We start from the raw sequence: 12,708 nt of genomic DNA, 5'->3' as shown, positions 1-12,708 counted from the left end.
CAGTCATTCGAGCCCTGGTCACCGGCGCGGGATCCTCTGTAGGTCTCCGTTTGATACCCCGGCTGTTGAGCCTGGGTTTTTTTGTACGAGGCTTCGACCTTTTCGAAACGGCCGATACGCTGAGGGGTGTGGAGTATGTCTTCGACGACATCGATAAAAGCACCGTTATTTCCCGTATCGCCCGGGACATCGACCACGTTTTCCACCTGCAGAACCTGAGCGGCCCCGGCCTCTTGACGGCCCGCAAAACCGGCGACACCCTGAAGGCGCACCTCACCTCCACCATCAAGCTCGCCAACGTGGCCAAAAGCCTGGGGACCAAGACCTTCGTATACGTTTCCAGCGCTCAGGTATACGGCCCCTCCCGGGAGGAACTCTATCGGGAAAGCGAAAAACCGAGGCCCGTATCCCGAACAGGCAGGCGCCACCTGGCGGTGGAGCGCTACCTGGTGGAAACGATGGTCCCCCGGAATCTGACCGTCATCATTCTTCGCATCCCCCCCGTGACCGGATGGGGCATCCCCCCCGCCGCCCATCCCAGCCTCCATGCCTCCTTCAGACGGGCGTTTTTTGGAAAATCGATCCCCCTCATCGGCTCGGGGAAGCACCCCGTTCAGTACCTCGACGTGGAGGACCTGGTATCCGCCATGGTCCGGGGCATCAAGACGAACACCAAGGGGCTTCTCACCCTCAACGTGGCCGCGGATGATATCATCACCCAGCGGGAGCTATTCGATTTCCTGGTAGAATTCGCCGAATCGCCGTCACGCCCGCTTTTCCTCCCCGCCCCGTTGACGCCGCTTACGGGCCTGCTCGGACGCATGGGCATCCCGCCCCTGGGCACCGACGCACACATCCTCCATCACCCCCAGACGATCATCGATGCGACACGGGCGAGGGATTACCTTGAGTTTACGCCCAAACGGACGACGGAGACGCTGTCCGAAATGTTTCGCTCCTGGGTGGACGGCATGCCGATGGGCGATCGGGCCGGGACGCACGTGAGCATCTTCAGGCGATAGCCCCACCACCCGGCCGGTCATCGTACAGTCATACCTGTTGTTTCTTTATTTTTCCGGGGACGGGTCGATTTCCGGAAAGATTTTCTTCGGGTTCAGGATGTTTTTGGGATCGAGGGTCGTCTTGATCCTCCGCATGACGTCCATCTGGGCCGCATCCAGGCTGATCGGGAGATACTCCCGGCGGATGGAGCCGATGCCGTGCTCGCCCGTCAAGAGTCCCCCCATCCGGGCCGCCAGCCGATACAGCCCCTCCCGAGCCGCGGGGAGCGCCCTTTTCCATTCATCAGCACTCATACGACCCTTGATGATCTCCACGTGGACGTTCCCGTCGCCGATATGGCCGAAGAATATCGACGACAGCCCGAGGCCGTCCAACAGATCCTTCGCCCCGGCGACGAAGGGAGGAATCTCCTTTCGGGGTACCACCACATCCTCCCCCTCCTTCGCCTCGCTTTCGGCCACGATGGCCTCCCGGAGGCATCTCCTGGCCTCCCAGAGCCTGTCGGACGTGGCAGTGGAATCGGCGGTGATGATATCCTGTGCGCCGTGGGCCGATGCCGCCTCCCAGAGCCGCTCCATCTGCCGCTCCACGTCGTTCCGGTCGTCCCCGTCCAGCCGTATGAGAAGCTGGGCGCCGGCATCGGCAAAGGGCACCTTTTTTTGCAAAAAGCGCTCGGCCATCTCAGTCGCCTCCCGCTGGATGAACTCGATGGTGGCGGGGACGACCCGCGCCCGGATGATATCGCTTGCCGCCCGGGCGGCACAGAAAAGGTCGTCGAAGGGGACGAGGAGGTCCATCGTGAAGGCGGGCATCGGGATAAGCCGGACGGTGATCTCCGTAAAGAGTCCCAGGGTCCCCTCGCTGCCGATCATCAGCCCGATGAGGTTGTAGCCGGTGGCGTTCTTGACGACCTTCCCCCCCAGCCGGGAGAGAGAACCGTCGGCGAACACCACCTCCAGCCCGGTCACGTAGTCCTTCGTCGTGCCGTACTTGACCGCGCTCGGGCCGCCGGCGGATTCCGACACGTTTCCGCCGATGCAGCAGGAATCGATGCTGGCAGGGTCCGGCGGATACATCAGGCCGTCCGCGGCCGCCGCCCGGGCCAAGACGCCCGTGATCACCCCCGGCTGGACCACCGCCATCAGGTTGTCCGCATCCACCTCGATGATGGTATTCATCCGCTCAAACGAGAGGACGATCCCCCCCATCGACGCCACGGCTCCCCCGGTAACGCCGGTGCCGCCGCTTCTGGCCGTCACCGGAACGACCAGTTCATCCGCCAAACGCATCACCAGAGACACGCCTTCTGTATTTTCCGGTTTGACCACGACCTCCGGGCGGCCGGAGAGCTCGGTGGTCTCATCCCGTGAGTATCGCTCCAGATTGTCCTCGTCTGAAAATACCGCGTCCGCACCCAGGAGGGCCTGAAGCCTCCCTATAACGGCGTCATCAACGGATCGGTAGGTCATGGCGTCCCGTCTCCATCTGTCTCGATTTTTCCATCAACGATATAATCAGTCTGATGATTTCCCCCGCTTCGAATCTACCATGTTCGTACCGATCATTGAAAGCAAATTATGACGGATACTGATACATGAAACGGTGCGCGACGAATGTCGCCGCCGTTTCACGTCACGGCACCGACGCACCGTCCCGGCAAAACCGAGGTTGCGCCCACTTCGACCCCACGGCAGGGGGCACGCCCCGAACAGACGGAGGTGTCTCAACGTCCCGGCGCCCACTCGGTTTAAGGAAAATCACCTTGACGTGAAACGGCGGATACTATATATATATTTTTTGAAACCATGCGACCCGGAACGGACACTCTTATGGCAACCGTCGTCTCCATTGCCCCGTATCTGAACAACAACGCATCATCCCAGCCCCTCCCTCCCCGACCCCCGCGGCTTCGCCCACAGGTCCGATGCCGGGGATGTTTCAACCGGTGCCGTCTGAGGGAGGGCGCCATCGGCGTATGCGGGGTGAAACGCAACATCGGCGGCGTCATTACCTGGAATCGTCCGTCGATCGTGTTTCTTTCCCCCCTCGAACAGAGGACCATCGTATTCCGTACAGAAAAATGATCGTTACAGCCGTATGAAACCTGATACCACTGATTTCTCACACCTCTTTCACCCCAGATCCGTTGCGGTGGCCGGCGCATCACCGAACTTTCCCAAATGGGGATCCATCATCCTGCACAACATCCTCAGGGGGGGATATACCGGGAAGGTATACCCGGTCAATCCCTCAGCACGGGATATCTTCGGCATCAACGCGTATCCGTCGCTGCGGGCGATTCCGGGTGAGGTGGATCTGGTCTTCGTTGTGGTTCCCCCTCGGAAGGTAGAGGACGTTTTGATCGACGCCGCCGAAAAGGGTGTGCGGATGGCGGTGATCATCACCGCCGGTTTTTCCGAAACAGGCGATGACGGCAAAAGCATCGAGGAAGCGATCGTCACCCGGGCGAGGGCCCTCGGCATTCGCCTGATCGGTCCCAACTGTATGGGCGTCGCCAGCCTCATCCCCATGAAGCTTACCGCGTGGATGCCCTCGTTCATCCCCACCGACGGCTCGGTATCCATCGTCTCCCAGAGCGGCAATGTGGGCTATTCCCTGGCCCGGGCGCTCTCCGGTCGGGGTATCGGCGTGTGCCGCTCCATCTCCAGCGGCAACGAGGCCGACCTGACAACCTCCGATTTTATCCGCGCCCTCGGCGACGACGAACACACCCGGGTCATCCTCTCCTACGTGGAGGGGATCGACGAGGGGCGCGATTTTATCTCCGCCCTTTCGGAAACCACGCCGAAAAAGCCGGTGGTCGTCCTCAAGGCGGGGCATACCGACGCCGGCGCCCGGGCCGGGAACTCACACACCGGCGCCATGGCCGGTGCCGATGAGCTCTATGGGGCCGCCCTCGTCCAGACCGGGGCCCTCAGGGCGGCGAGCCTGGATCAGCTTATCGACTACACCTCGGTCCTAATCAATCAGCCCCTCCCCCGGGGCAGGCGCGTGGGAATCCTGACCCTGGGCGGGGGATGGGGCGTGCTGGCGGCGGACGCCCTGGCGGTGGAGGGGCTTTTCGTCACCCCGCTGACTCCCGCGACCATCGCGACGCTCGATACCGTCCTGCCTTCCTGGTGGAGCCGGGGGAATCCGGTGGACACGGTGGCGGGCCTGAGGGAGGGCGACCTGAAGAAATGCCTCGAAGTTCTCCTCTCCGCGGACTATATAGATTCCCTGGTTTTGTGCGGTTTCGGGTACGGCTCGTCCCGGGGAAGCTTTTTCGCCAATTCCCCCTATGCGGATATGTACGGGATGAAGAACCTCGGAGAGAAGTTCATCACCGAGGATGAAGAGACGGCCGAGGGCATCGTCGAGATGATCGACGCCTATGGGAAGCCGATCATTCCGGTGGTGGATCAGGGGATCATCGAAGAGAGGGGAACATTCGTTGAAATTCTCAAAGATAGGGGTGTGCTGCTCTTTCCCTCACCCCGAAGAGCGGCGGCCTCCCTGGCGGCGTTGACCCGCTATGCCGAGCACCTTGGGCGGCATACGGATATGGATTAATCGACGCCCATCATGCGGTTTCCCCGTCCGACATCACCACACAACGCCCCGTTTCATCTTCCAGGTACAGATAGGGGAGCCCTGCCAGGGACTCCCGGCGAAGGTGCCATATATCCCGCCAGGATGTGAGGATTCGGCAATCCGGGGTGACGATGCGCCCGACGCCGCTGGCGGCGAGCGACGAGGCGCAGTGCATGTGCGCGTGATCATGATCATCCCGATGATCCAGATATGAATCCCACCCGTTCCGTCCGGCGTATTCATACAGCGCGGACGATCCGCAATCCGCCCGAATCATTCGATGGACCAATTCCTTGAGACGGTGAAATTCCTCCAGCCAGGATTCGGGAATATCCGCAAGCGACGTGATATGTTCCCTGGGATAGATAATATATTCTCTCGATGCGGCCGCCGACGCCACGGAGAAGTGGTTGCTTTCGAGCAACGTCAGGGAGGGATCGGAATGACAGAGGGGACAGTTCATCACAAGCCGACACATGGAAAGACGAGATACATGGATATGGATGAAATCGCTACAAAAATCCCCGAAAACATGCGGTTATGATCTCGGGGAATATACTCTTACGACTGATTGAAAGAAAACCATACAGTCATCATGTTCATTGCTGCGAGAGTTTACTCAGAAAGATGTTCCGTTTTGTATGTCTATCCGATATATGAGTACGACTGTAACGGTGTATGGTGATTGTGGTATAAAAGTATAACTGGATCGGGATGGTTATTCGGCTCTCACATCATCAGGCTGTGATCTTCAGTTTTTCCCTGATGCTCTCCTCCACCTCCTGCTCTACCTCCATCAGGCTGATAAACACGCCCTGACCCGTCGTGCCTTCATAGGCCTGTCCTCGGTGAATGACGATCAGGCGGCCGCCGGAGGGTATAACCGGTGTGCTCGACAGCAGGTTTTCCATATCCGGAAACAGCTCTTTTGATTTTTTGATGACCCGGGTGATCATATGGGTGGAGACGCCCTCTTCCCTGAGTTTCAGAATGGTCCTGATCGCCACCAGGTCCTCAAAGGAATACCTGGTCTCATTCCCGGTGCCCATCCCCCGTGCGGTCAAGAGGTTCTTTCTCCAGTAGTAGAGCTGCTGTCGGGTGATGTCGAACAATTCCATCACGAAGCTCGCCGGGTACGTGCGGACCTTGAGGTCCTCACCGTTTCCCTTCGCTGTCCTTTTCAATCGCATCACCTCCTCATAATCTTTCATCACATTCAATTGAATAGCACAAAAACAACAAAAAGCAAAGCTTTTTAATGCCGCCGGCTGAAAAAACATGAAAAGCGAACAACCCCGCACTTTTCCCGCCGTCGATATCTCAAAAGCCGCCGCGCCGGTGTCGGTATCGACGGCCTTGGCATACATCAATTTTTCTAATCGGGTGGGGCGGTATGCAGCATAAACTGTCCGGTTTCCAGAAAACTAATGACGTTGTCGATGGTGTCCTGATGGTCACAGATGAATGTATGGATATGATCCAGGACGAGGAAATCCACCGCCCCCGGCAGGTAGGTCGTCCAGACGCTGACCGTCCCGTCGTCATCCCCCTCCAAAAGCGGCGAGTATCCCTCACCGTCTCCCCGCCCGCCTGCGATGATGCCGAATTCAATATCCGGGGCGCCGCCGCAGAGACCCTCCAGGTAATCCTCGCCCATCGCCATCTCCTCGCCGCTGGGGCCCAACAGGACGTCGGTGATCGGATACATATCCAGGTACTCGGCCATCGTCGCCCCGCGGTTCGGAGGGGCGATCATCACCAGGCGCTCGGCCTGCGCGGGGCGGTATGTCTCAAGATAACACCGCACCACCAGCCCCCCCATGCTGTGGGTGACGAAATAGAGCTCCGTATCCGGCGGAAAATCCTTGAGCTTGTCGTTCACAAAGTCGTCGATGAACGTGGCGTTGTTTTCGATGGTGTTCTTCCCGCTCGGATAGGTACGGTTGACCACCTCATATCCCCTGTCCTCCAGGGACTTCTGGAGGAAATACATGGAGTTCTTCGATCTGCGAAAGCCGTGAACCAGCACGACGATCTTCGCCGGGTCCTCTTTCTTGGGGACCTGTCCCATGGACGCCTCCGGAATGATCGCCGTCAACGCGAAGCAGACAAGCACCGATGTTATGATACAAAGTCGTTTCATATGTCCTTCACAAATTATACATTCTGGTGATACATACCATTGAAAATATTTTACTCCCTTTTTCCCGGAAGGTCAATGGAGCTTGAAAAAGTGTATGCTTTCTGTTACTATTCTTTCACACATTTTTAAGAGGGAGAAAAGAGCGTGTCCTTCCCACAGACGCGACTGAGACGCCTCAGGATGAACAAAGAACTCAGGGCGATGGTGGCCGAGACCGTCCTCACAGCCGACGACCTGATCTACCCGCTCTTCGTCCAGCACGGCAGGGATGTCAGGGACGAAATCTCCACGATGCCGGGCAACTTTCGCTACTCCATGGATCGGCTTGTGGAAGAGGTCAAACAGGCTCGAAGCCTCGGCATCCTGGCGGTGCTTTTATTCGGCATACCGAAACAGAAGGACGAAGTGGGAAGCGAGGCCTACGACGATGACGGCATCATCCAACGGGCGATACGGGCCGTCAAGGATGCGGTGCCGGACATCATCGTGATAACCGACGTCTGTCTGTGCGAATATACCAGTCACGGCCACTGCGGCATCGTGGCGGACGGGGAGATAAAAAACGATCCCACCCTGGATCTCTTGGCTCAGATGGCGGTTTCCCATGCCAGGGCGGGGGCCGACATGGTGGCGCCGTCGGATATGATGGACGGCCGGGTGGCGGCGATCCGAAAGGGACTGGACGCCGAGGGATTCAGGAACACGCCCATCATGTCGTACGCGGCGAAATACGCGTCGGCCTTCTACGGCCCGTTTCGCGAGGCGGTGGATTCCGCCCCGTCGTTCGGAGACCGCCGCTCCCACCAGATGCCGCCGTCAAACGCCCGGGAGGCGCTTCTTGAGACGGCGCTGGACATCGAAGAGGGGGCGGACATCGTCATGGTGAAACCCGCGCTGGCGTACCTGGATATCATCAGGCGGGTCAGGGATCGCTTTGACGTTCCCGTCTGCGCATATAGCGTCAGCGGTGAATATTCCCTCATCGCCGCCGCCGCCCAATTGGGCTGGATCGACCGGAACGCGGTAATGATGGAGTCGCTTCTCTCCATCAAGCGAGCCGGGGCGGACCTGATAATCACCTATTTCGCCCCCGAGGCGGTTCGAATCCTGACCGAAACATAACGACATATGAAAAAAACCGATCCACGCACAAACGGCACAGACAGTACCCTCAGGCTCGTCGCGTGGGAGCTGACCCGATCGTGCAATCTTTCCTGCAGGCACTGCCGGGCGTCGGCGGAACGCGGCCCCTACCCGGACGAGCTTTCCACCAAAGATGCGAAAAAGCTCCTGGAGGATATCGCCGCCTTCTCCTCTCCCATCATGATCCTCACCGGAGGCGAGCCGCTCTTTCGCGATGACATCCTGGATATCGCCTCATTCGGGACGGAGCTGGGTCTCAGGATGGTGCTCGCCACCAACGGCACTCTCCTGACACGCCCCCTGGCCAAGGAGCTGGTCACCGTCGGGATCAAACGCATCTCCATAAGCATCGACGGCAAAGACGAGACCTCCCACGATCACCTCCGGGGAGTCTCCGGGGCGTTCTCCGGGGCGATGTCCGGCATAGAAAATGCAAAAAGTGAGGGCCTCTCGTTCCAGCTGAACACCACCGTCACCCGGCGGAACGTGGATGAGCTTCAGGAGATTTCGGCCATGGCGTCCGACCTCGGCGCCGACGCCCATCATCTCTTTTTGCTGGTCCCCACCGGCCGGGGGAGTGAGATGGCCCAGGACTCCCTCTCGGCCCGGGAGTACGAGCGGGTTCTGACAGATATCTACCGATACGAAACCACCGCAGCCCACCAGGTCAAGGTCACCTGCGCCCCCCAATACATGCGCATCCGACAGACCCTGGCGCAAAAAGAGGGGCGCACGCTCCCCGTGGGGCCCCACGGGGGCCACGGCCTCGCCGCAACCACCAGGGGGTGCCTCGGGGGGATCTCCTTTCTGTTCATCTCCCACTGCGGCGACACCCAGCCCTGCGGATACCTGGAAATCAACGGCGGAAACATCCGTACGACCCCCATTCGGGATATCTGGGAGTCGTCCCCCGTTTTCACCCGCCTCAGGGATTATGCACAGCTCTCCGGGAAATGCGGCCGGTGTGAATACACCGACATATGCGGCGGGTGCCGGGCCCGGGCCTTTGAGTCGTCCGGCGATTACATGGGGCCGGAGCCGCTGTGTCCCTACGTTCCCGCCTCCATGACGAAAAAGCACACCTGATTGTACCCTCCCATTTTCACCGTCGGTACACCCGCAGAGCATTTCGTCAATACCATACAATATGTGGTGTTTTTTGTTCCATAACCGCTACATATGACACATATAATTCTTTTTTGCTTTACATGCAGCCGAACCCTGTGTTAAGAAATAATATGGGGTTTTTGCATCCATGAAAATAAAAAAACTCGAAATATTAGGATTCAAATCCTTCGTCGACAAGGCATCCCTCACCTTCCCGGCGGGCATTACCGCTATCGTCGGTCCCAACGGTTCGGGAAAATCCAACATCGTCGACGCCATCAAGTGGGCTCTGGGGGAGCAGAGCGCAAAGACCCTCCGGGGTCGATCGATGGAAGACGTCATCTTCAACGGCTCCGTCGAGAAAAAACCCCTGGGCATGGCGGAGGTCACCGTGACGTTCAGAAACGTCGGCGGCAGACTCCCCCAACAGTTCGGAAAATACAGCGAGGTTTCGGTCCGCCGGCGCATCTTCCGCTCGGGAGAAAGCGAATACTACCTCAATAAAACCCCCTGCCGTCTCAGAGACATCAACGAACTCCTCATGGGCACCGGGGCCGGATCCAAGGCGTATTCCATCATCGCTCAGGGACAGATCGGCTCCGTCATCACCGCCCGGCCCCAGGACCGCCGCTACCTGATCGAAGAGGCGGCGGGCATCACCAAGTACAAATCCAGAAGGCAGGAGGCCTCCCGAAAGATGGAGGCGACACAACAGAACCTGCTTCGGATCGGTGATATCGTAGGAGAGGTCAAGCGGCAGATGAATTCCCTCTCCCAGCAGGCGAAGCGAGCCGAAACCTTCAAGCATATCAAGGACGAGCTGAAGGAATACGAGATGACCGACGCCGCACGGCGGTATATCTCCATGACCGACAGCTTGGAACAAAAGAAGGCCCTGCTCGCAGACGCCCTGGAAGAAGAGAGCAGGGGCGCCTCGACGCTCTCCGGCCTCGAGGAAAGCCTGGAATCCCTGAAATTTACATCTTTGGAAAACGAAGAGGAATTTCAAGCCATCCAGAAACAATTCTTCTCCAACGAGACGGAGATAAAGACCCTTGAGGAATCGATCCGGCACATTACCGACAGGATCGAGGCCGCGCGGATTCAAAACGAACGATACGAAACAGAGATTCGCGACCTGGAACAGCTCATAGAGGAAACAAACGAAAAGAAGCATGCCGTGCTCCTGCGCATCGACAAGGCCCGCACAGACGAGAAGACCGGCACACACAACCTCGAAGCCCTGACCGAACAGATCGAGGCCGCCCGAGACCGGGCGCAGACCCTCAGGGAGGAATGGGACGGCGTCCGGTCCGACCAGGTTACGTTTTCATCGAAGGTCAGCCGGATAAAAAACGCCATCAGCGATGCGGAAAAATGGATACGAACCTACACCATTGAGTACGAGCGGAAACAGACCCAGCTCGAAACCCTCCGGGAGGAGCACGAAAGCCTGACAAAGGACATCGCCTCCCGGGAAGGCGAGCGGGAGAAGGTATCCTCCTCCATCGAAAAGACCGACGCCGTGGTGAAACGCCTGACCGAAACGCTCGCCTCCCTCAGGGAGACAGAAGCAGCCCTCGGGAAAAAACGGGATGAGGTCCACCGCAACAAGACGGAGCTTTCTCTCAAGAAGGACGCCATAGCCGAGATGATCGCCTCCTACGAAGGGGCGGGCGAGGGGGTTCGGCAGATAATGAGCGGAAACCGTGAGGGCATCGTGGGAATCCTGGCCGATTTCATCGATTCCGATGAGGACCTCGAGCGCGCCGTTTCCGGATTTCTGGGCAACACACTGTCGGCGGTGATGATTCAAAAGATATCCGACATCTCCCAACACATCAAAAAGATCAAATCCAGTGATTCCGGCAGGGTGCTTTTCATCCCGGTCAACTCCCTCAACGGCGCCGACCCCGATACCGTCCTCACCGAGCCGGGCGTCATCGGCAGGCTCGCCGATCACGTGACGATATCGGATCAGCGAAAGGATACGATTCTTTCGCTCATCGGAAACACCCACCTGGTTTCCGATCTTGACACGGCGATGACCATCTGGCAGGAGCGCCGCCCCGGATTCTCCCTGGTGACGCTGGACGGAGAGGTAATCACCCCCCAGGGCCTGGTGAGCGGCGGGGCGGAAAGGGTCGGTGTGGGCCTCTTGCAGAACAAGCGGGAGATGGAGCGTGTCGCCCGTGGTTTTGACGACGCCGAAGAAACCCTGACGGTCCTGGAGGAGGATATCGAGCGGCTGCGGGAGCAAAAGCTCAGTCAGGAGGCATCCCTCACCGAACACAAGGACGTCCTTTCCGACCTGAAGATACGGGCGTCGGAGCTGGATCGAGAGTGTGCCGCCGCCCATCGGGAGCTGGATCGTACCCAGCGGGCCGAGACGTCTCTGGCCGAAGACATCACCCGCCACGCCGCCGAGACGGAGCAATATGCGGGCGAGCTTGAGGCATACCGGACGGAGCTTTTAGAAACCGAACAGCAGGAGACCGGCCTGGCAGACAGGACCAATGCCGTCAAGCAGTCTCTCTCCATCGCGGAAGAGGAGCTGAAAAATCTGGAAGAGCGGGAGATGGATCTCAAGCTTGCCGTCCACAAGGCGACCGACCTTGCGGCGCACCTGACGGAGACCGTTGAGGAGTATGATCGACAGACGGCACGGGCGGATCAAACCATCGCCGATAAAACATCCGCCGTCGCGGACGGGCATGTGGAGATCGAAAATCTCCACGCCCGCAAGTCGGACGCGGAACAGAACCTCCATGCCCACATCTCAAGCACCAAGAGCCTGGAGAATAAGCTCTCCGACGCCCGGGCGACCATGGAAAGCAGCATCGCCCACCAACGGGAGCTGGAAGAAAAGCGAAAGGAGACATCCCGAATCCTCACACAGGCCCGGGAGCGGGTCCAGGAGATCCAAACCGAGCTGAACGAACAAACCCGGGAGCAAGATCACCTCACGACCCGGATTGAAGAGCGATATCATATCGATCTCTCCCGGCGGGCGACGGAGATGGCGGCACGGGATATCTCCAACGAAGACCTTGCGTCTGAAATCCAGAGGCTGACTGATCGCATCGGGCGGTTCGGTGAGGTGAATTTGATGGCCCTGTCCGAATTCAACGCCCTCACCGAGCGCCATGAATTTCTTTTGACACAGGAGCGGGACCTGGTGGAATCCCTGGAATCTCTCAAGAAAACCATCAGGAAGATCGACAGGAAATCGAAGGAGCGCTTCACCGCTACGTTCGACGCCATCAACACACAGTTCGCCTATGTATTTTCACGACTTGTCCCCAACGGCAAGGCGCAGCTGCTTTTGACCGACGAGGGGGACCCCCTCGAAAGCGGCGTGGAGATGATGGCGCAGCCCCCCGGCAAGAAGCTGTCGGGCATTACGCTCTTGTCCGGCGGGGAAAAGGCGCTGACGGCCATCGCCCTGATTTTCGCCATTTTCCTCGTCAACCCGTCTCCCTTTTGCTTTCTCGATGAGGTCGACGCCCCGTTGGACGACATCAATATCGAGCGTTTCATAGAACTGCTCAAGGAAATCTCCCAGACCTCTCAGATCATCCTGATTACGCACAACAAGAAAACCATGGAGCTGGCGGACAGCCTCTACGGCGTTACCATGGAAGAGGCCGGGATATCCAAGATGATCTCGGTAAAACTGACCCAGAAGGAGACATAGT

The 12,708-nt window shown here is 58.7% G+C and carries 10 protein-coding genes; 6 read left to right on the top strand and 4 right to left on the bottom strand.

The annotated features are described in order from the left end of the window. Positions 1–50: 50 nt before the first annotated feature. On the top strand, positions 51–1,022 hold the full coding sequence (locus JW885_07705; GenBank protein MBN1882041.1) for an NAD(P)-dependent oxidoreductase: 972 nt from the start codon (positions 51–53) through the stop codon (positions 1,020–1,022). A gap of 45 nt (positions 1,023–1,067) precedes the next feature. Here JW885_07705 and JW885_07700 read toward each other — a convergent pair whose 3' ends face one another. After that, the gene (locus JW885_07700) at positions 1,068–2,492 is read right to left on the bottom strand and encodes an FAD-binding protein (GenBank protein ID MBN1882040.1); all 1,425 of its coding nucleotides are present in this window, start codon (positions 2,490–2,492) and stop codon (positions 1,068–1,070) included. Positions 2,493–2,852: 360 nt separating this feature from the next. On the opposite strand from JW885_07700, the gene JW885_07695 reads away from it, so the two are divergent. Both JW885_07695 and JW885_07690 read left to right on the top strand, forming a co-directional pair. Further along, entirely contained in the window at positions 2,853–3,107 is a 255-nt protein-coding gene (locus JW885_07695; GenBank protein MBN1882039.1) for a hypothetical protein, read from the top strand. A 13-nt stretch (positions 3,108–3,120) separates the two neighbouring features. Further along, the gene (locus tag JW885_07690) at positions 3,121–4,596 is read left to right on the top strand and encodes a CoA-binding protein (protein MBN1882038.1); all 1,476 of its coding nucleotides are present in this window, start codon (positions 3,121–3,123) and stop codon (positions 4,594–4,596) included. Between the two features lie 10 nt (positions 4,597–4,606). Here the strand turns inward: JW885_07690 and JW885_07685 are convergent, their stop codons facing one another. The 3 genes from JW885_07685 to JW885_07675 all read right to left on the bottom strand — a co-directional run bounded on the left by JW885_07685 (position 4,607) and on the right by JW885_07675 (position 6,760). Then, positions 4,607–5,080, bottom strand: coding sequence for a hypothetical protein (locus tag JW885_07685; GenBank protein ID MBN1882037.1), 474 nt, complete (start codon positions 5,078–5,080; stop codon positions 4,607–4,609). Positions 5,081–5,354: 274 nt separating this feature from the next. After that, a complete protein-coding gene (locus JW885_07680; GenBank protein ID MBN1882036.1) occupies positions 5,355–5,801 on the bottom strand; it encodes a MerR family transcriptional regulator in 447 nt (148 codons plus the stop codon). Between the two features lie 191 nt (positions 5,802–5,992). Continuing rightward, on the bottom strand, positions 5,993–6,760 hold the full coding sequence (locus JW885_07675; protein MBN1882035.1) for an alpha/beta fold hydrolase: 768 nt from the start codon (positions 6,758–6,760) through the stop codon (positions 5,993–5,995). A 144-nt stretch (positions 6,761–6,904) separates the two neighbouring features. On the opposite strand from JW885_07675, the gene hemB reads away from it, so the two are divergent. From hemB to smc, 3 genes are all read left to right on the top strand, one after another. Beyond that, a complete protein-coding gene (hemB, locus tag JW885_07670) occupies positions 6,905–7,882 on the top strand; it encodes a porphobilinogen synthase (protein ID MBN1882034.1) in 978 nt (325 codons plus the stop codon). A gap of 6 nt (positions 7,883–7,888) precedes the next feature. Continuing rightward, positions 7,889–8,989, top strand: a complete 1,101-nt coding sequence (locus JW885_07665) for a radical SAM protein (protein MBN1882033.1) — start codon at positions 7,889–7,891, stop codon at positions 8,987–8,989. Between the two features lie 169 nt (positions 8,990–9,158). Further along, positions 9,159–12,707: a chromosome segregation protein SMC gene (gene smc / locus JW885_07660; GenBank protein MBN1882032.1), complete on the top strand. Its 3,549-nt coding sequence runs from the start codon at positions 9,159–9,161 to the stop codon at positions 12,705–12,707. The last annotated feature ends 1 nt before the right edge of the window (position 12,708 follow it).

The organism is Candidatus Zymogenaceae bacterium, assembly GCA_016931225.1.
Lineage (GTDB): Bacteria > Desulfobacterota > Zymogenia > Zymogenales > Zymogenaceae > JAFGFE01.
The sequence above is the reverse complement of the archived record's forward strand: the minus strand, read 5'-3'. Positions and strand labels throughout refer to the sequence as shown.